Origin of the sequence: Bacteroides sp. LFL-34 (assembly GCF_027257075.1) — a bacterium.
Classification (GTDB): Bacteria; Bacteroidota; Bacteroidia; order Bacteroidales; family Bacteroidaceae; genus Bacteroides; species Bacteroides ovatus.
The window spans coordinates 1-20,289 of the sequence record NZ_JAPQKZ010000033.1; the positions used below are offsets into that span (position 1 = coordinate 1).

Annotated in this window: 13 protein-coding genes and 2 pseudogenes; 9 read left to right on the plus strand and 6 right to left on the minus strand. The window is 43.5% G+C overall.

Annotation, left to right across the window (positions count from 1 at the left end):
* Positions 1–111, plus strand: a pseudogene (locus N5O98_RS18395) (IS30 family transposase); the annotation flags it as partial.
* A gap of 309 nt (positions 112–420) precedes the next feature.
* Here N5O98_RS18395 and N5O98_RS18400 read toward each other — a convergent pair.
* From N5O98_RS18400 to N5O98_RS18425, 6 genes are all read right to left on the minus strand, one after another.
* On the minus strand, positions 421–1,179 hold the full coding sequence (locus N5O98_RS18400; protein ID WP_005643185.1) for a hypothetical protein: 759 nt from the start codon (positions 1,177–1,179) through the stop codon (positions 421–423).
* A gap of 108 nt (positions 1,180–1,287) precedes the next feature.
* The gene (locus N5O98_RS18405; protein ID WP_005643183.1) at positions 1,288–2,268 is read right to left on the minus strand and encodes a SecDF P1 head subdomain-containing protein; all 981 of its coding nucleotides are present in this window, start codon (positions 2,266–2,268) and stop codon (positions 1,288–1,290) included.
* An 11-nt stretch (positions 2,269–2,279) separates the two neighbouring features.
* Entirely contained in the window at positions 2,280–2,573 is a 294-nt protein-coding gene (locus N5O98_RS18410) for a hypothetical protein (protein WP_005643181.1), read from the minus strand.
* Positions 2,574–2,743: 170 nt separating this feature from the next.
* Positions 2,744–4,111 carry a MobV family relaxase gene (gene mobV, locus N5O98_RS18415; RefSeq protein ID WP_117589353.1) on the minus strand — a complete coding sequence of 456 codons (1,368 nt, stop codon included), beginning with the start codon at positions 4,109–4,111 and terminating at the stop codon, positions 2,744–2,746.
* A gap of 617 nt (positions 4,112–4,728) precedes the next feature.
* Positions 4,729–5,121 carry a hypothetical protein gene (locus tag N5O98_RS18420; RefSeq protein WP_005797051.1) on the minus strand — a complete coding sequence of 131 codons (393 nt, stop codon included), beginning with the start codon at positions 5,119–5,121 and terminating at the stop codon, positions 4,729–4,731.
* A 17-nt stretch (positions 5,122–5,138) separates the two neighbouring features.
* Complete coding sequence (locus tag N5O98_RS18425; RefSeq protein WP_117601043.1) at positions 5,139–6,371, minus strand: site-specific integrase; 1,233 nt, start codon at positions 6,369–6,371, stop codon at positions 5,139–5,141.
* Positions 6,372–6,634: 263 nt separating this feature from the next.
* Here N5O98_RS18425 and N5O98_RS18430 point away from each other — a divergent pair.
* The 8 genes and pseudogenes from N5O98_RS18430 to N5O98_RS18465 form a co-directional block, all read left to right on the plus strand.
* Positions 6,635–9,748, plus strand: a pseudogene (locus N5O98_RS18430) (SusC/RagA family TonB-linked outer membrane protein); the annotation flags it as partial.
* A gap of 20 nt (positions 9,749–9,768) precedes the next feature.
* Positions 9,769–11,502 carry a RagB/SusD family nutrient uptake outer membrane protein gene (locus N5O98_RS18435; RefSeq protein ID WP_004310724.1) on the plus strand — a complete coding sequence of 578 codons (1,734 nt, stop codon included), beginning with the start codon at positions 9,769–9,771 and terminating at the stop codon, positions 11,500–11,502.
* 19 nt (positions 11,503–11,521) lie between these two features.
* Positions 11,522–12,313, plus strand: a complete 792-nt coding sequence (locus N5O98_RS18440) for an endonuclease/exonuclease/phosphatase family protein (RefSeq protein WP_004310723.1) — start codon at positions 11,522–11,524, stop codon at positions 12,311–12,313.
* Between the two features lie 28 nt (positions 12,314–12,341).
* The gene (locus N5O98_RS18445) at positions 12,342–14,498 is read left to right on the plus strand and encodes an alpha-N-acetylglucosaminidase (RefSeq protein WP_118161426.1); all 2,157 of its coding nucleotides are present in this window, start codon (positions 12,342–12,344) and stop codon (positions 14,496–14,498) included.
* Between the two features lie 8 nt (positions 14,499–14,506).
* On the plus strand, positions 14,507–15,649 hold the full coding sequence (locus N5O98_RS18450; protein WP_004310721.1) for a glycerate kinase family protein: 1,143 nt from the start codon (positions 14,507–14,509) through the stop codon (positions 15,647–15,649).
* A 6-nt stretch (positions 15,650–15,655) separates the two neighbouring features.
* Positions 15,656–16,912, plus strand: coding sequence for a GntP family permease (locus N5O98_RS18455; protein WP_004296444.1), 1,257 nt, complete (start codon positions 15,656–15,658; stop codon positions 16,910–16,912).
* A 14-nt stretch (positions 16,913–16,926) separates the two neighbouring features.
* The gene (locus tag N5O98_RS18460; protein WP_004310720.1) at positions 16,927–18,012 is read left to right on the plus strand and encodes an acyltransferase family protein; all 1,086 of its coding nucleotides are present in this window, start codon (positions 16,927–16,929) and stop codon (positions 18,010–18,012) included.
* A gap of 6 nt (positions 18,013–18,018) precedes the next feature.
* Positions 18,019–20,202: an alpha-N-acetylglucosaminidase gene (locus tag N5O98_RS18465; RefSeq protein ID WP_118161427.1), complete on the plus strand. Its 2,184-nt coding sequence runs from the start codon at positions 18,019–18,021 to the stop codon at positions 20,200–20,202.
* Positions 20,203–20,289 lie beyond the last annotated feature (87 nt).

Below are 20,289 nucleotides of genomic sequence, written 5' to 3' on the forward strand. Positions count from 1 at the left end.
TGGATTGAAAATAAACTCAATAATCGACCTCGTAAAAGACTTGGATACCTCACGCCAAACGAAAAATTTAAACAAATTATTAATCAGAATTCTGTTGCATTTGCAAGTTGAATTCAGCTCTTTCATTTGCAAATATAACATCTTTTTCCGAAAGTACGAACTGTTGGCAGCAATTTTATAAAATCAACTTGCGAAAAACGAAAATCATTCATCCCATTTACAAGTTGGCATGTTAAGAACATTGTCCGCTTTGTCATTTTGTTACCGGGATTTGTCCGCATGGTAGGAGAAGCGTACCAATCAGTTAAGTATGTTGTTTCATTATGTAATAGCCAGCTGTTTTTTGTGTAATACTCCGATATCGCTTTCTTTTTGATTTCATAAGAAAGCCCCCAGCGAAAACCCTGCCGGAGGCTGTTTTTAATCTAATACATTTTCGGGAATATCAGTTGCTTTTCTTGTTAGATAATATTCTGTATTGGTTTCTATATCTGTTGCTCTCATTATAATAGGTGCTATTTCTTTTGTCTTTGGACTTTCGATGAAATCGTGCCAATCCCAGCCTAAAAAAAGTTTTACAACAGCAAACATAGTTTGGTCTGTTCCTGTTAGATTATATTTATATATGGTTCTATTCTCCAATTCTTTATGATAAGTTAATGTTAAGAACGGAATATTTCCCTTTATGGAAAATTCATAATTTCCTGTACTCTTTATCTTTAATTTATCATCGTACAAGTAGAAATCTTTATCGTCGTTATTTATTAAGAAAATTTCATCACCTTGCTTATATGGTGGGCGTACAGGGTTGTTAATAGACAAATGTAAATAACTATCTACTATCTTTATTCTTAGATCAGTTGTTTCATGTGCAATATTGTCCTTTACTTGAATAGTTGTTTCTCCTTTTTGTTTAGGATATATATCTAAATTACCCATACCGATAGGGCTTGATAAATCTATTTTGACATCTAATATAGAGGGATCTTTTATCTCAACGGAGTAATCTTTATTTCCACTTCGTATCATTATACTTTTGGCTCCGATTAGAGGACGCTCGTAGTAATCTTTTTCAAAAGATAGATGATGTATATCTTCTGTTTTTTCATCATCACTGCAATTTGTAAAGCAGAAGCATAGAAATATTAGAAAAAAAGTAAATAAGTTTTTGTTTCTCATGACTTTAATACTTTTATTTTGATTTATAGTTCCGTATTTTCATATTTGGGGTATCACCAACATTTACTACAGATGTTGCCGTTTAATATAATATTCGGCAAGCTGTTTTTATGGTGTAACGCTCCGATATCGCTTTTTATATTTATTTCGTGGAGATTTTTCTTTGTTCATTTGATACCAAACTTTACGTTGCCATTCATATACAGCCAGTTTTTCATCATCAACATTATTTGTTTTCTCTATATAACTTCTAATACTTGGAGCATAAGGGTACTTGGACTGTATTATATCATCTACCAAATAGCCATTCAATCCTTTCAAATTATTGAATAAAAATCCTTGAAACATTAGGTTTATATAGTCTTTATTCTTATGTAGATATTGTTTGTATGCTTTGTATGCATCAGATTTCATATAGTCTGTTGCTCTACTACTGAAATTTGGCTTTTTTAGTTCTTCTTTTAAAGCCTTTTCAAGTTTCTTGTATTCGGTAGAATCTTGTATGCTATACCAATAATGTTCCTCTGGTTTGCTTATTAAGTCTATCCATGCTTTGGCTTCCCAATAGTCAATGTTCATTCTTACAGAATCTCTTTGTTCTGGAGATAATTCATAGTATAAAGAATCCTTTTCCCAACCGTTAAAAACGACTTCAAGAGATTCTGACTTCTCTCTCATTATACCTTTGTAGATTTCTAGCAGTTTTTGGTCTGAAAAGGACGTTATCATGAATGTACCGCTTTCTATTCTGCAATTAACTTGCGGAGCAGTAATAATGGAATCATTAAATACAAATGCTATTTTTTTCCCAATAGACTTTTCTGTTTCATCGGCCCATTTGTTTAGCTTATGTTTGCTGATTTGTCCGCTTATAGCATATTTTCCGAAATAATCCTTTTCAAGTTTTAGCCCAACGAAATCCTTTACTGTTATGATTGGCTTAGAGGACAAACTACCTGTACTTAATACGTGATACCACCCATTTTCTTTATGCGTAAAATCGTGTTTTGCCGTATTTGGCTGTGCTTTCATTCTTGGTGAAAAGAATAAAAGTGATATAAGACTGAATAAGATGATATTTGTCTTCATATTATTTTGATTTATTTGAAAAATAGCATATAACATACTATCGCTAATAAAAACAGAAGCAATATACTTGCAATAAAATATATTTTTGCTTTGAATAAACTTGCATTATCAAGTGCTTCTTTTTCTATTGTTCTTTTATGAATTTCTTCCATTTGCTCAATAGAAATATTGGATAAATCATTTCCTTTACCTTTGTTTACAAGATACTTTTGATGTTCTTTTATTCTATCTCTGTTTAATTTACGAAGTTCACGATTTTCTTTATCTCGTTGTAACATATCGTTTATGCAGCCTAATGTTCCCATAGCTTTTAAATTTATAGTTCTGTATTCACGTATATTTTTCCGAAAGTTTTTTGCTCGTCACGTATCCGGCATAGCTCCCGATATACTTTTAGGTGCAAATATAGCGAAAAGTGCCATTCATAAGACATCATGAACGGCACTTTTTTATTGTTTTCCTGCAAGATAAACGGTTATATCTTCATTCCTCTGCTTTTCCTTTGCGGTTGTATAGGTCGGCGAATATTCTGCCTTAGCTTGTCGAACTGTTCCTTGAACCACTCGGCAATGGGCTTTCGGTCAATGGCAAGAACCAGTCTCGTCCCGTCCGTGGGGTCTTTCACGACTTGAAACCCTGCCTTTTCGGTCGTGAATTTCCGTCCGTGTTCTTCCGAATAGAGTTCCCCTGCATACTCCAACGGCTTTCCCTTGACGAGCGTTGCGGTCTGCCTTTCATCGAATCCCACAAGGCGGCAAAGGTTTTCGATTCGGAGCATTTCACGGAAATAGGGAAACCATGCCGCCGCCTTTGCGATTACCGTTTTCAGAAACGATATTTCCTGCTTGTGCCTTGTGTCCTTGTCTGTTATCTCCCTGCTGTGCTTCTGCTGCATTTCCCGTATTTCTCGGCTGTGGTCTGCCTGCATGGTCTGTATCCTGTCTTGCAGGGCTTCGATGGTTTCCTCGTGGTCGGCTATCTTCCTATGCAGGGCAGTGTTCTCCCTCTCCAACGCCTTGACCTTGTTACTGCCGAAAAGAGAACCAACGCTCTCGGCTATGTTGGTAGCTGCGGTGGTTGCCGCCCCTTTCAGCTTCTCGGTCTGTATTTCTTTTTTCGCCCGTCTTAGTTCCTCCCGTGCCGTTTCTTTCTGCTGCTGCAAATCCACCACTTCCGCTTTGAGGTTGTCGGAGAGTTTCTGTATATCCCGATAATACTGCTGCGTGGACTTGTGGCGAGCCTTCGAGCCGTCTATGCCCCTTTGCAACCCGTATTTCGCCATCGCTTCGGCATAGGTATCTTGGTAGGACTTCAATTTCAGCCGTGTCATAATATCGTCTGCGCACAGCCTCACGGTGTCGGTCGGCTTTTTGCGGTATCGCTTCTTCGTCTGTTCCTCCCTTTTCCTGCGCTTACGCTCTCCCTTGACGATGGGGACGAGCGTAACGTGTATGTGCGGCGTTTCCTCGTCCCTGTGCAGGTGAGCCGCCACGATGTTCTCCTTTCCGAACGTGTCGGCGAAGTATTTCAGATTGTCGGCGCACCACTCGTCCAAACGCCCCTCTTCCTCTATCCGCTTCATGTCCTCGTGCGTTCCCGATACGTTGATGCGGATTGCCCGTACTTGGTTGCTTCCGATTTTGCGTGTCAGCCCAGCTTCTTCCAATCTCCGCTGTATAGCCGCCGAACGGTCTTTCACTCCGTCGGGGTATTCGATGAGCCTGCGGTTCAGGTGCGTGCGTGTGGGGTCGGCGTTCTTCGGTATGATGAAACGCTCGATATGTGCGGTCGTTCCGCTGTCGCTGCCGTGCGCCTTTTCCATGTGTAAAACTACGAAACCCATATATTCTTCCTTTCTTTTTTGGCTTGTGAAACAATGATTTTTTTGTATCTTCGGGGGCGGCAAATGCCGTCCCCGATGGGGTGTGCAGAGGGGCTTGCCCCTTGCCTTATTGGGGAATTTTCAGCGATACGTAGTATTGCGGCTCGGAAAATTCCCTAATAAGCTACGGTATTTTCTCCGTAAATACCCTGCGGCGTGCCGTCCGTCTGCCCGTCTGCCTTTCGGCGGTGGCTGTCCCTGCCGCCTGCTTACCCGTATAACCCCACCTTATTATTTTTCCCTTTCGGTCGGTGGTGGGCGGCGGGGCGGTCGTTTCCGTTTTCAAAGGCTCTTTTGCACGGGGCGGTCGGATACAAGGTTTTCCCGATAAATACGCTCGCAGCGAAGCGAGAGGAAGATTTATCGGGAAACGGCGCAGCCGCCTGACCTTTTAGCCGACATAAAGCCCCGTGCTTACTTTGCCTTTGTAAACGGAAATGATTGCTCCGCTTTCCCCTGAAAAGAGGAATTGAACCTGCAATATATATCACCATAGTGATAGGTTTGCATGTTTGCATGCTGGTATGCTGGTACGTTTGCATGTTGATATGTTGGTATGTTGATATGTTGGTATATCATCATGCTTTCCAACGGCTGTTGGGCTTGCCGTCCGAAACAACCGACACGAATACCGTCGTTTTCTCTTTTCGCCCGTGTATAATCCTCTCTAATAATGCCCTGCGGACTTTCGCCGCCCCGAACGATTCGATACGGAAAGCGAGGGCGGCTATCGTTTCGAGGTTGTAAACCTCCGCGCTGTATCTGTCCGATATGCGGATAATGCGCTTTATGTCATATATACTCAAAACTCCGCTTTTGCAGAGTGCCTTTATCCCTGCCCGAACCGTCGGGGCGATAACCCCGAACAGTTCGCAGATTTCTCGCTCGGTCATGGCGGTTGCGCCTATATCGCTCGGCAGGGAAATATTGCCCTGCCCGTCCATCGTGATAATGTTCCTTTCTTCTTTCATCGGTATTCTGTTCTTAATTAAATGGCTCGGCAGATATTCTTCTCCATATCCTCCAACTTGTGCGACAAGGTTTCCATGTCTTGGCTTATCTTCTGGGCGGTGATTTTGGCGTAAATTTGGGTGGTCTTTATGTTCGTGTGTCCCAAAAGGCGACTCACCGTTTCGATGGGTACGCCGTGCGACAGAAGCACGGTCGTGGCGTTCGTGTGGCGTGCGACATGGTAGGTCAAACGCACCTTGAAGCCGCATTGTCTGCCTATATCTTTGAGTATCTTGTTACAACTGCCGTTGCTCGGAACGGGGAAAACATGACCGTCCTTTGCCAGCCCCTTGTATTTCTCGATGATACGCTTGGGAACGTCCAAAAGGCGGATGTTCGATTCGGTGTTGGTCTTCTTTCTTCGGGTGATTATCCACAGGTTGCCGTCGAAGAATGTTTGCAGGCGGTCGGCGGTGAGGTTCTTCACGTCCGAATACGCCAAACCCGTGAAAACAGAAAAGACGAACAAGTCCCGTACAAGCTCGTGGGTGGCGTTCTTCATCGGTGCGTCCATGAGCGTCTGTATCTCCGTTTGGGTGAGGTAGCCCCTGTCCACGCTTTCGGGAGAGTTGATATATCCCGCAAAGGGATTAAAGGGCAAACGCCCGTCGTTCCTCGCTATGGAAACGATGTGTTTCAACACAATCATGTAGCCCCACACGGTATTGGTGCGGCATTTCTTCTCCGTGCGCAGAAAATACTCGAAGTCGTTGATGAACGTGAGGTTTAGTTCCTTTAATGGAATATCCTCACGCTTGTAGGTATGGGGCAGGAACTCCCGAATATGGTTGCAGACCGTCCGATAACGGGTAAATGTACCCTGCGCCCTGCTGTGCCCGACTTTCTTCTCGAACTCGGCGTTGTGCTGCTCGAACAGCTTCAGCAAAGTTTCCTGCTTGACGCCGATACCGAGATAGGCGTCTTTGAGTTTGGCGGCGGTAACATAACCGTCCGTCTGCATTAACTCTTGATAGCGGCGGTTTACCTCCACACGGATTTTATCTACTGCAAGGTTGATTCTCTGCGCTTCGACGCTCTTGCCCGAAGCACGGCTGTTCTTCACGTCCCACAAGCGTGGGGGAACGTCCATCTTGCAACTGAACTGTTTAATCTCGCCGTCCACCGTGATACGGCACATCAGAGGCAGGTTGCCGTTCGGCTTCTCGCTGCCTTTCTTCACGTAAAATAATACCTTGAATGTACTTCGCATAACTCACTCCTTTTTTTGGTTACAAAATTAGTTCTTAGTGAGTTACCGACAGCTATGTAAATCAACGCAAAACGCAGAAAAAGAACCTTTTAGCAAGAAATTTGCACCCGTTACGGGAGTAACGAGGTGGTAACTGAACTTCTGCGCCGTTTGGCTTCGAGGTGGTATTTCGTTGGCTCTGTCCCATAGAAAAACAAAGCGTAACGAACGCTCTATCAGCTAATTCGCTACGCTTTGCCCAAATTTACTTTTTCGCTATGTGTTTATTTTATAATAAAGAATATCAAAATAAAACTGACCCTGTTGATTCGCAAGGAGAGAAAAAGGAACTGTATGTGAAAGGTAAAGTTACTGACGAGAATACGGAACCGATCATCGGAGCCACCGTATCGGTAAAGGGATCGACTACGGGTACAATCACCGATATCAATGGTCAGTATTCCATCAAGGTACCCTATGGAAGTACACTTCGGTACTCATACGTCGGCTATCGTGAAGAAAGCGTCATAGCGAAAGCAACGACAGTAAACGTGGTGATGAAAGAAAATGCTGTCAGCCTGGAAGATGTAGTAGTTGTAGGCTATGGCGTGCAAAAGAAAGTGAATGTAACAGGTGCCGTATCTATGGTTAAAGCGGAGGCTATTGAGAACAGGCCTATAACTAACGTAACTACAGGGCTGCAAGGATTGTTGCCTGGAGTTAGTATTGTTTCCTCTTCGGGGCAGCCGGGTGCTGTGCCCAGCATCAACATTCGTGGTACGGGAACCATCAATAGTAGTACAGCACCTTTGATCTTGATTGACGGAGTAGCCGGGGGAGACATTAACTTATTGAATCCTTCGGACATCGAAAGCGTATCAGTACTGAAAGATGCCGCCTCATCAGCTATTTATGGAGCACGTGCCGCTAACGGTGTTATTCTTGTAACGACTAAAAAGGGAGAAAAGAAAGAGCGCGTAGTATTCCAATATAACGGATATGCCGGATTCCAGACTCCCACAGCATTGCCCGAACTTGTTAATGGAAGGGAATACATGGAGCTCTCCAATGAAGCCATGAGTGCTGCCGGATTTTCCAAGCCCTATACACAAGAGGCTTTCGATAAATATGATTCGGGACTGTATCCCAACGAATATTCCAATACTGACTGGATTGACAAAATATACAAAAGCCGGGCTTTTCAAACGGGGCATAATGTGAGCGCACGGGGGGGAAGCGAGAAAACCGGATTTTTTATGTCGTATGGTTTTCTGGATCAGGATGGACTGGTTGTAGGTGACGGATATAGTTCCAAAAGACATAATGCGCGTATCAGTGTAAACACGGAGGTATATGATCGTTTGAAACTGACCGGACAGATGAGCTATGTCGATTTCTATAAAAAGGACTTAGGTTATAGCGGCACATCAGGAGTATTCCGCCTGTCACAGCGTATGTCTCCGTTACTTCCCGTCATGTGGCAAATTCCTGATGAGAATGGCCGGATGGTAGATAGTGAGAACTGGTCGTACGGTTCGGTACGTAACCCCTTGCAGGTAGCCTATGAGTCGGGAATGGAAGAACGGAAAACTCGTGTGCTCAATGGTATTTTCAATGCAGATCTCAAAATTATAGACGGACTGAACGTAGGTATGCAGTACTCTGCAAATATATATACCCGCCAAGTGGATGAGTTTAACCCGAAGATGTTGTCTTATTACTCGGACGGTAGCCCGTTGAAAGCAAATGAAGATGCCAAGGACTATATCTCACAAAGCCATCTCGACGTTATGACCCAAACGCTGCAATTCACCCTGAACTTTAATAAAACCATAGGGCGCCACGAGTTGGGAGCATTGTTGGGATTCTCGCAAGAATGGGAAAACAGAAGCACACTGGGTGCTACGCGTGATAATGTGATGGTTGAGGATATTCACGTTATTAGTGCCGGAATGATTAATTTTATGAATAGCGGAACAAAAGACGAGTGGGCTTTACGTTCTTACTTTGGTCGTGTCAACTATGCTTTTGACGGTAAATACCTGTTTGAAGCTAACCTGCGTGCCGACGGAACTTCAAGATTTGCCAAGGGCAATCGTTGGGGATATTTTCCATCATTCTCGGCAGGATGGAACTTTTCACGTGAAAAATTCATGGAGTTCGCTACTTCGGTATTGAGCTCGGGTAAGCTGCGTGCTTCCTGGGGTGAGTTGGGAAATCAAAACATTCCCGGTAATTACTACCCCTACTTGTCACCTATCATAACCGAAGAGTCTTATCCTATCGGAGCTTCTAATACACCTGTTATGGGACTTTGGCAAAATAAAATCGGTAATCCCGACATCAAGTGGGAAACCATCCGCATGCTTAATTTCGGGGTAGACCTTAGTTTTTTGAACAATAGACTGAATGTGGACTTTGATTGGTATAAGAAAGAAAATATTGATGCATTGGTTCGTCCCGATGTTCCGGCTATTGTCGGGGTTTCCAGTAGTAACGTAGGTTATGTCAATCTTGGTAAGATTGATGTCAAAGGATGGGAACTTAATCTGTCATGGCGTGATAAGATCGGAAGTGTAAATTACAATCTCGGGTTCAATCTGTCGGACGCCCGTAATAAGATTACCGATTTGGGTGGAACTCCGGAGTCGCTGACCAGTACGGCTTCCGGTTCGTATCGTCGGGTAGGTGATCCGATAGGTGCTTTCTATGGTTATCTGACTGATGGGCTGGCGCAAGTGTATGATTTTGAATCAGTGAATACAACTACAGGTAAGTACCAGAAACCAAAATTTCCTCTTGTTGCATCACAAAACGGCATTGTACAGCCCGGAGATATTAAGTATCGGGACATCAGTGGTCCTGACGGCGCTCCCGACGGGGTAATTGATGACTACGACAAAGTGGTGTTTGGCGAGAAAGAGCCCCATTACACCTATGCAATCAAGGGTGGTTTAGAATGGAAAGGCATTGATTTCAGTTTCTATTTGCAAGGAGTAGGCAAAGTTGCCGGTTACCTTGAGGATGAGGCTCGGCATGCGTTTATCAATGACTACTCAATCCCTAAAAAAGAGCATCTTGACAGATGGACGCCTATGAATCCAAATGCTTCTTATCCCAGACTTTATCAGTCGCAGGAGCACAACAGGCTCTTCAGTGACTACTGGAAAGAGGATGCATCGTACTTGCGCCTAAAGAATATTCAGATAGGTTATCGTTTTCCTGCCCGAATGGTGGCACCTCTTGGCATTAATAGTCTTAGAGTATATGCTTCGGCAGATAACTTGTTTACTAAAACCGATTACTTCGGAGCTTATGACCCTGAAGTGAGGACCACCAGCGGAGATGTCTATCCGCAAGTAAAAACCTATGTTTTTGGATTATCAATAACATTCTAACCTATTAAACGACTATAAAGATGAAATACTCAAAATACTTTTTAATCATTGCTTTCTTTGGTATAGTTACCTCCTGTAGCGATTTTCTGGATAGAACGAACCCTAACGAGCCGGACAATGTAACATTCTGGGTAAATGAAGATCAGCTTAAAAATGCCTTGCCTCCCTGTTACGAAGCTTTACAAAAAGACTATCTCGTGAATTGGAGTGAATCGACGGCCGAAACTGTTATGTGGGGGAATATTACTAGTGGACTAAGTAAGGTTTCGGGAGGCAAGCACTCTTATACTGACGGCTTCCCCTTCACTACCTATTGGACAGGAGCGTATAGCTATATTTATCGCTGCAATAATTTTCTGGACAACTATAATAAAGCGCAGGTAGCTCAAAATAAGAAGGACGTTTATGCCGCGGAAGTAAAAACCATCCGGGCGCTTATGTACTTTTACCTCACGACATTTTGGGGTGATGTACCTTGGGTAGGAGAAGTCATCCAGCCCGAAGATGCATATATCGAACGTACTCCCAGAGAGAAAGTCATCGACCAGCTCGTCGAGGATTTGAAATGGGCGGCGGAGCGTATGCCTGAAGAAAGGTATACGGGCGATAAACTGGGAAGACTTGACCGTTGGGGCGCTTTAGCCATATTGGCACGTATTGCCTTGCAAAACGAAAGGTGGGAACTGGCTGCAAAAACGAGTGAATATATCATCGAAAACAGTCCCTATGGCCTGTATGAATACGAAAAACTATTTCATCACGAAGGGGATGTCGAGAATGATCCGAAAAATATCGAAGCCATCGTATATAGCCTTTTTGTACCTGAAATCCGTACACAAAGTCTACCCAATGAAACTTGCAGTCCGACAGACTATATACGCCTCAATCCAACGAAGTCATTAGTGGATGCTTATCTGTGTACAGACGGTAAACCGGCAAAAACCGGATTGGAATATTATAAAAAGACCGGTGTGCAGACCTCATCGTTATACAAGTCGCCTGAAGAGCATTATGTAGATTACTTCCAGAACAGAGATCCCAGAATGAAGATGACTTTATATGCTCCGGGTGACAAATGGCCGGGAGGAGATGACGGTGACCCTGATACGGATAAGGCCAACGAGATATTTAATCTGCCTCGTTTTGCTTCATTGCAAGATAATAACCGTGTGGGGGCAAATAGCCGTACAGGTTTCTATCTGAAGAAGTATAACGATATTGATTTGGCCGGTTCAAGTGTGGGGGGACATGGGAATCTCAATGTCATCCGCTTTGCCGAAATCTTGCTGATTTATGCCGAAGCCACTTTCGAACTACAAGGCAAGAAACTGACACAAACACAGATTGATTACTCCATCAACAGGCTTAGAGATCGTGTGAATATGCATCGTATGAACCTTGACGAACTTAGCGCATGGGGGATGGACCTCGAAACCGAATTGAGAAGAGAACGTCGCATTGAGTTGGCAGGTGAAGGAACAAGATACGCCGATGTGATGCGCTGGCGTGAAGGCGAACTTCGCTTTGGACGTGCCATCACCGGTCCCAGCCTGAAAGTTTGTATGAATGATTTGGGCGCTAACCCATATCCCGATACCGGAGTAGATGAGTTTGGTGATGTTATCTACGAAAAGTCTACTGCGGAAGGCGGAGCACGCTACTTCGACGCAACGAAACATTATTTGTGGCCCGTGCCTAATCCCGAGCGTCAGAAGAATCCTCTGTTAGGACAAAATCCGGGCTGGGAAAAGTAATCATTAAAAAATAGAAACCATGTATTCAATGAAGAAATATTTATTATTGTTTTTATGCCTGACTTTGGGTGTTGCCTATGCGCAAGATACTCTACGGGTGCGGGTAATGACCTATAATTTAAGATTTGGCGAACTGGCATCTTTAGAGGAACTTGCTCATCACATCAAATCCTTCAAACCTGATTTTGTGGCGCTTCAGGAAGTGGATAGCAAAACAGACCGTAAGCGTACCCCGCATCAGAAGGGGAAGGATTTTATATCCGAACTTGCCTATCATACAGGGATGTTTGGGCTTTACGGAAAAACGATTGACTATTCTACCGGTTATTACGGTATTGGGATGTTAAGTAAATATCCATATATTTCTGTCCAAAAGATAATGTTGCCCCATCCGGTCAAAGAGCATGAGAGACGGGCCATGTTGGAGGGATTATTCGAAATGGGTAATGATACCATTGTTTTTACCTCTACGCATCTGGACGTCAACTCTCAAGAAACACGGGCGGAGCAAATAAAATTTATTACCGGGCATTTCAAAAATTATAAATATCCTGTAATTTTGGGAGGTGATTTCAACGCGCGTCATTACTCCGAGGCAATACGTGGTATGGATAGCTGGTTTGCTGCAAGCAACGATGATTTTGGAATGCCGGCATGGAAACCTGTGATTAAGATCGATTACTTGTTTGCTTACCCGCAAAAAGGATGGCGTGTGATTAGTACGCAAACTGTTCAGTCGCTTTTGTCAGACCATTTACCGATTATTACGGAACTGGAATATGTGAAAGAAGCATCGAAGAAAAAATATTGATACTCACTTATAACATTTATGATTTTCTATGATACATACAATAATCAAGTATTTACTGATTTCAGCAACGCTTTTTTTCTGCTCATGCCACAAGCCTAAGACGGATATTATCACCCCCGCCAAACAGTTAATAGAACGTCAGATTGGGGAAAGAGCACAGTCTATCCACTTTGAATATATCGAACCATCCGACGGTAAAGATATATTCGAAGTGATAGCAAGCGACGGCCGGCTTACCCTAAGGGGAAGTAGCTCTGTTGCTATCTGTTACGCTTTTCATACGTACATGAAAGAGGCCTGCAAGAGTATGAAAACATGGAGCGGTGAACACATAACGTCGGTGATGCCGTGGCCCGATTATGAATTGTATGAACAGGTGTCCCCTTATGAGTTGCGCTATTTCCTTAATGTTTGTACATTCGGCTACACTACCCCTTACTGGGACTGGGAGCGTTGGGAAAAGGAAATTGACAGGATGGCTCTTTATGGTGTAAATATGCCCTTGGCTACCGTGGCCAGCGAAGCCATTGCGGAACGGGTATGGCTGCGTATGGGATTGAACAAAGAAGAAATCCGTGAGTTTTTCACTGCTCCTGCACACCTTCCCTGGCATCGCATGGGCAATCTGAACAAGTGGGACGGTCCCTTATCTGATGCCTGGCAACAGAACCAAATCGCTTTGCAGCATCAAATCCTGACCCGTATGCGCGAGTTGGGTATGCAGCCCATAGCGCCTGCGTTTGCAGGTTTCGTGCCGGAAGGATTTGTGCAGAAACATCCCGACACACAATTCCGGCACATGCGGTGGGGTGGTTTTGATGAAGAGTACAACGCCTATGTATTGCCACCGGATTCACCTTTTTTCGAAGAGATAGGCAAACTGTTTGTCGAAGAGTGGGAAAAAGAGTTTGGAGAAAATACGTATTATCTCTCGGATAGTTTTAATGAGATGGAGCTGCCTATCGATAAGGAAGATAAAGAAGCGAAATATAAGTTATTGGCCGAGTATGGAGAAACGATTTATAAATCGATTACAGCCGGAAACCCGGATGCCGTTTGGGTTACACAGGGATGGACATTCGGATATCAACATTCATTCTGGGATAAAGAATCGCTTAAAGCCTTGTTAAGCAATGTACCTGATGATAAAATGATTATCATTGATTTGGGCAATGATTATCCGAAATGGGTGTGGAACACCGAGCAAACATGGAAAGTACATGATGGGTTTTACGGAAAGAAATGGATATTCAGCTATGTACCCAACTTTGGTGGGAAAAACACCATGACAGGAGACTTGGACATGTATGCTAGTTCCTCGGTCAAAGCATTACGTGCCGCAAATAAAGGTAACTTGATTGGGTTCGGTTCTGCCCCTGAAGGACTCGAAAACAATGAGGTTGTTTACGAACTGTTAGCCGATATGGGATGGTCATCAGATAGTATCGACCTGGACGATTGGATGAAGATATACTGCGAGGCCCGTTATGGAGGATATCCCGATGCCATGGAGGAAGCTTGGAAACTTTTTCGGAAAACAGCATATAGTTCTTTATATTCATACCCCCGTTTTACCTGGCAAACCGTAATATCCGATCAACGGCGGATCAGTAAAATCGACCTTAGTGATGATTACTTGCAGGCTATACGTTTGTATGCTAGTTGCGCTGACGAACTGAAAAGCTCTGAATTATACAGAAACGACCTCATAGAGTTTGTTTCGTATTATGTAGCGGCTAAAGCTGAAAATTTTTATAAGCAGGCCCTAAAAGATGATTCGGAGAATCGTGTTCTCGCAGCGCAACGTAATCTGCAACAAACTGTTGATTTGTTGATGGACGTTGACAGGCTGTTGGCCTCTCATCCTTTATATCGATTAGAAGAATGGGTGGAACTTGCGCGCAATAGCGGAACAACTCTTCAGGAAAAAGATGCTTATGAGGCAAATGCCAAACGCTTGATTACAAGTTGGGGTGGTATTCAGGAAGATTATGCTGCCCGTTTCTGGAGCGGGCTGATTAAAGACTACTATATCCCTCGTATACAGCTCTATTTCACAAAAGACCGGAATAAAATCCGAGAATGGGAGGAGCAATGGATTACATCTCCCTGGAGTAACAGTACGACTCCGTTTGATGATCCGGTCGAGGCTGCATTGAGTTTAATAGAGAAAACAAATAAGTGATAGCTTTTATGAAAAAGATTGTATTGGCATTCGACTCGTTTAAAGGTTCGGTCGGTTCTTTCGAGATAGCGAAAGCTGCCGAAAAAGCGATTCAGGAGGAATTACCCGACTGTCAGATTATACGTTTCCCCATAGCTGATGGCGGCGAAGGGACTACAGAAGCTCTATGCTCTGCCCTTCATGCTCAAACGGTGTCATGTCGGGTGCATGATCCATTCATGAAGCCAATTGAAGTATCGTATGGCATCGTAAACAATGGTGCGATGGCTATTATCGAAATGGCCTCGGCCTGCGGTCTGCCATTAATCGATTCAAGTCGGAGAAACCCCATGAAGACTACGACTTATGGAGTTGGAGAAATGGTTGCTGACGCATTAAAACGCGGGTGTCGGGAATTCATTATCGGTATCGGCGGAAGTGCTACGAATGATGCGGGAATTGGTATGCTAAAGGCTTTAGGTGCACGTTTTTTAGATAGCGGAAACGGTGAGTTGGAGCCTGTCGGCGAAAATCTGATAAAAGTCCATCAAATAGATATTTCCCAATTGAATCCGGCATTGAAGGAGAGTCACTTTACGATCGCCTGTGATGTTAGTAATCCATTTTTTGGAAAAGAGGGTGCAGCCTATGTATACGCTCCCCAAAAAGGGGCAAATAGTTTGCAAGTGATAGAGTTGGACAATGGGTTGCGGCATTATGCACAGGTGATAAAGGAATATACAAATATGGATATATCGCAGCTTCCCGGTGCCGGAGCAGCCGGAGGAATGGGAGGCGGCCTGCTTCCGTTTTTGAATGCAGAATTGCAATCCGGAATAGAAGTTATATTGAAAACGCTTCGTTTCGAAGAGGTCGTCCGACAGGCAGATCTGATACTGACCGGAGAGGGTAAACTGGATCGCCAGACTGGTATGGGAAAGGCGCTGGACGGAATTTTACGTGTCGGTGAGAAATGTCAGGTTCCGGTGATAGCGCTGGGGGGAGCGGTCGAAGCCACCGAAGCGCTTAATAGGATGGGGTTTACTGCCGTACTGCCTATTCAACCTTTTCCGGTAACACTTGAAGAGGCGATGCGACCGGAGTTTACGAAAGAAAACATAGAGAGAACGGTGCGACAGGTGGTGAGAATCATAAAACAATTTACTAAATAATACTCAATGACAGCGATAGGCGCATTAATCGGGCTTTCATTATCCATACTGTTAATCATAAGAAAGCTTTCTCCGACATACAGTCTGATTATCGGAGCGATAGTTGGAGGGTTGTTGGGAGGACTATCTTTAAATGAGACCGTAACGGTAATGACCGAAGGGGTGAAAGAGGTCACCCCGGCGGTATTGCGGATTCTGACAGCCGGAGTCTTGTCAGGCATATTAATACAAACCGGGGCTACCACGGTCATCTCCAATGCGATTATAAACAAAATGGGTGAGAAACGGGTATTTATGGCATTGGCACTCGCAACGATGTTGCTTTGTACGGTAGGCGTCTTTATTGATGTGGCTGTGATAACCGTTGCGCCGGTGGCTCTTTCGATAGGCAAGCGTCTAAACCTGTCTCCATCTGTATTGCTTATTGCTATGATCGGGGGAGGTAAATGTGGAAATATCATATCACCTAACCCGAACACCATTATAGCAGCCGGAAATTTTAATGCAGATCTATCGGCTGTAATGTTTGCCAATATTTTACCGGCAGTGATCGGTTTGTTTTTCACTGTTTTTGTTATTGTCCGTCTGATGCCTCAAACAGTGAAAAACAAAAAAACAATGATGCAAACAGAGGATAAAGAGGAAGAGAGAAATCTGCCTTCGTTAAGAACCAGTCTGATTGCTCCTGTTGTTACGATTGTTTTATTGGCATTACGTCCTGCGGCAGGAATCAATATCGATCCTTTGATAGCTTTGCCGGTAGGTGGCTTATGTGGTGCTATCTGTATGAAACAATGGAAAAACATTCTTCCGAGTATAGCGTATGGACTGCAAAAGATGTCTGTGGTAGCTATTCTGCTGATAGGAACCGGAACTATTGCCGGCATCATAAAGAACTCTTCTTTGAAAGATTGGATTCTTACAGGATTAGATCATGCTCATATTAGTGATGCATTGATTGCTCCTATATCAGGCGCGTTGATGTCGGCGGCTACCGCATCGACAACAGCCGGAGCGACACTGGCTTCTTCTTCGTTCGCTGAAACGATATTGGCTATAGGCATTTCTGCAGTTTGGGGGGCAGCTATGATTAATTCCGGAGCTACAGTTCTTGACCATTTGCCACATGGTTCGTTCTTTCATGCGACAGGAGGCGTATGCGAACTCAACTTTAAAGAACGTCTGAAGCTGATACCTTATGAATCGCTTATAGGGATAGTGTTAGCTGCCGGAACGACTATTTTATATATAATAAGTAATTAAAAGAATCAAATATTATGAATCCGAACAAACGGTTACTTTCGCTTGATGTACTTCGGGGTATTACTGTTGCCGGGATGATCTTGGTCAACAATACAGGAAAGTGCGGGTATAACTTTGCCGCTTTTGCACATGCCAAGTGGGATGGCTTTTCGCCAGCCGATCTGGTATTTCCGATGTTTATGTTCCTGATGGGTATTTCGACCTACATCTCCTTGTGTAAGTATAACTTCCAGTGTCGACCGGCCATTGCGAAAATCATAAAAAGAAGTCTCTTATTAATATTTATTGGTCTGGTTATGGAGTGGTTCATAACAGCAATAGATAGTGGTAACTATTTTGATTTGAGTCAGCTCCGGTTGATGGGAGTTATGCAACGGCTTGGGATTTGTTATGGTATTACAGCCTTATTGGCCGTGACAATACCGCATAAGCGTTTTATGCCATTAGCTATTATCTTGCTGATTGTCTACTTTATTTTTCAGTTATTTGGAAACGGATTTGAAAAGAGTGCGGATAATATCGTCGGGATTGTTGATTCGGCTATTTTAGGGTCTAACCACATGTATCTTCAGGGCCGCCAGTTTGTCGATCCCGAGGGGATACTTAGTACGATTCCCGCTGTGTCTCAAGTAATGATCGGTTTTGTTTGTGGAAAGATAATCATCGATATTAAAGACAATGACCGCCGGATGCTGAATCTATTTCTTATAGGTACCACGCTGTTGTTTGCCGGCTATTTGTTAAGCTATGCCTGTCCTTTAAATAAACGTTTGTGGTCTCCTTCGTTCGTTTTGCTCACTTGTGGGATTGCGGCATTGTCATTGGCATTGCTGCTCTATATCATTGATGTGAAGCAGAATAAAAAGTGGTTTTCGTTTTTCGAAGCATTTGGAGCGAATCCGCTTGTAATTTATGTGTTTAGTTGTATAGCCGGAGGATTGCTTGTGCATTGGCATATTCATACAACAGTGTTCAATAATTTGCTTAACCCGTTATTCGGAAATTACTTCGGTTCATTTATGTACGGTGTATTTTTCCTGTTGTTCAATGGGCTGTTGGGATATGTTTTGTTAAAAAGAAAAATCTATATAAAATTATAAATCAGAATGAAAAGAAAAAGTGTATACACGTGTCTGGTTATGCTGCTTATGTCGTTGGCTCTTCAGGCTAAAGACAAAGACGTAGCTGTTGCGGAAGCATTATTGAAACGTTTGCTGCCGTCATACATCGAGAGTTTTCAGTTTCAAAAGTTAAAAGGAGAGAAAGACTGCTTTACGATAGAGTCTGTAAAAGATAAAATTGTAATCGGTGGAAACAACGCTAATTCAATGGCGATGGGACTGAACCATTACTTGAAATATTACTGTCTCACTACAGTGTCTTGGTATGCGGATATAGCCGTTGAAATTCCTGAAGAATTGCCGATGGTTGGTGAGAAGGTGGTTTCGGAAGCGAGAGTGGATACTCGTTTTTTCCTGAATTACTGCACGTATGGTTACACGATGCCTTGGTGGCAATGGAAAGAATGGGAACGTTTTATTGACTGGATGGCCCTTAATGGTATAAATATGCCTTTGGCAATTACCGGACAAGAAGCCGTGTGGTATAAAGTCTGGTCGAAAATGGGAATGTCGGACATCGAAATACGCTCTTACTTCACGGGACCGCCGTATCTGCCCTGGCATCGGATGGCTAACATAGATCGTTGGAACGGTCCGTTGCCGATGGAATGGCTGGAACACCAGGTAAGCTTGCAGAAAAAAATACTCGCACGTGAGCGTGAATTGAATATGAAGCCCGTATTACCAGCCTTCGCCGGACATGTACCTGCCGATTTAAAACGGATTTATCCCGAGGCTGATATTCAACATTTGGGCAAATGGGCCGGCTTTGCTGATGCATACCGTTGTAATTTTCTGAACCCTAACGATGCTCTGTTTGCGAAAATTCAGAAGCTATTTCTTGATGAACAAAAAAAACTTTTCGGAACCGATCATATTTATGGTTTAGATCCTTTCAATGAGGTTGACCCGCCCAGTTTCGAACCCGAATATTTGTGGAAGATAGCTTCGGATATGTACGCTACATTGACGGCTGCCGATCCCAAAGCCCAATGGATGCAAATGACGTGGATGTTTTATTTTGATAAAGATAAATGGACTTCCGAGCGAATGAAGGCTTTGCTGACAGGAGTGCCACAGAATAAAATGATATTACTGGATTATCATTGTGAAAATGTTGAATTATGGAAAAGAACAGAGCATTTTCATGATCAGCCCTATATTTGGTGTTATCTGGGCAATTTCGGAGGAAACACGACTTTGACAGGTAACGTCAAAGAAAGTGGCGCACGACTTGAGAATGCTCTCATTAACGGTGGAGGCAACCTTAAAGGAATCGGCTCTACGCTGGAAGGATTGGATGTGATGCAATTTCCCTACGAATACATTCTTGAGAAAGCATGGAACCTGAATGTAGATGATAATAAATGGATTGAATGTCTGGCTGACAGACATGTGGGATGTGTGTCGCAGTCTGTGCGCGATGCTTGGAAACGATTATTCAATGACATTTATGTACAGGTGCCGCGCACATTGGGTACTTTACCCGGGTATCGCCCTGCATTGAATAAGAACAGTGAAAAACGCACAAGTAATGTGTACAGCAATGTTGAACTACTAGAGGTTTGGAGAAAACTGAACGAAGCACCTTCTGACCGGAGAGATGCTTTTCGCCTGGATTTAATAACTGTAGGCAGACAGGTGCTTGGAAACTACTTTCTTGATGTGAAAATGGAGTTTGACAGGATGGTTGAAGCTAAAGATTATCAGGCTTTGAAAGCTTGCGGCGAGAAAATGAAGGAGATATTGAATGATTTGGATAAACTGAATGCCTTTCATCCTTACTGTTCGCTGGATAAATGGATTGATGATGCGCGGAAGATGGGAGATTCTCCCCAGTTGAAAGACTATTATGAAAAGAACGCTCGCAACTTGATTACTACTTGGGGAGGAAGCCTGAACGATTATGCCAGCCGTTCGTGGGCCGGGCTGATAAGTGATTATTATGCAAAGCGCTGGGAGGTGTATATCAATACATTCATCAAAGTGGTTGGGGAAGGTGTAGAGGTGGATCAGAAGCAACTTGAAGATGAATTAAAAGAAATAGAAGAAGGTTGGGTAAATGCAACTGATCGGAAGGATACTCGAAAAGATGTTCATTCAACAACTGACGGATTATTATCATTCTCCACCTTTTTATTCAGCAAATATCAAAGACTGGTGAAATAAATAAGAGGCCTGTTTTATTTGTTGCTCGCGAATCATGCTATATCAGAAAGAATTAATATATTTGAAAATAAGGACTTGATATAATAA

Excerpts from the sequence above, each read along its gene's own strand:
- mobV (WP_117589353.1), bottom strand. The coding sequence starts at position 4,111 with ATGGGTTTCGTAGTTTTACACATGGAAAAGGCGCACGGCAGCGACAGC.
- N5O98_RS18460 (WP_004310720.1), top strand. The coding sequence starts at position 16,927 with ATGAATCCGAACAAACGGTTACTTTCGCTTGATGTACTTCGGGGTATT.
- N5O98_RS18455 (WP_004296444.1), top strand. The coding sequence starts at position 15,656 with ATGACAGCGATAGGCGCATTAATCGGGCTTTCATTATCCATACTGTTA.
- N5O98_RS18445 (WP_118161426.1), top strand. The coding sequence starts at position 12,342 with ATGATACATACAATAATCAAGTATTTACTGATTTCAGCAACGCTTTTT.
- N5O98_RS18425 (WP_117601043.1), bottom strand. The coding sequence starts at position 6,371 with ATGCGAAGTACATTCAAGGTATTATTTTACGTGAAGAAAGGCAGCGAG.
- N5O98_RS18450 (WP_004310721.1), top strand. The coding sequence starts at position 14,507 with ATGAAAAAGATTGTATTGGCATTCGACTCGTTTAAAGGTTCGGTCGGT.
- N5O98_RS18405 (WP_005643183.1), bottom strand. The coding sequence starts at position 2,268 with ATGAAGACAAATATCATCTTATTCAGTCTTATATCACTTTTATTCTTT.
- N5O98_RS18420 (WP_005797051.1), bottom strand. The coding sequence starts at position 5,121 with ATGAAAGAAGAAAGGAACATTATCACGATGGACGGGCAGGGCAATATT.
- N5O98_RS18400 (WP_005643185.1), bottom strand. The coding sequence starts at position 1,179 with ATGAGAAACAAAAACTTATTTACTTTTTTTCTAATATTTCTATGCTTC.
- N5O98_RS18410 (WP_005643181.1), bottom strand. The coding sequence starts at position 2,573 with ATGGGAACATTAGGCTGCATAAACGATATGTTACAACGAGATAAAGAA.
- N5O98_RS18435 (WP_004310724.1), top strand. The coding sequence starts at position 9,769 with ATGAAATACTCAAAATACTTTTTAATCATTGCTTTCTTTGGTATAGTT.
- N5O98_RS18440 (WP_004310723.1), top strand. The coding sequence starts at position 11,522 with ATGTATTCAATGAAGAAATATTTATTATTGTTTTTATGCCTGACTTTG.
- N5O98_RS18465 (WP_118161427.1), top strand. The coding sequence starts at position 18,019 with ATGAAAAGAAAAAGTGTATACACGTGTCTGGTTATGCTGCTTATGTCG.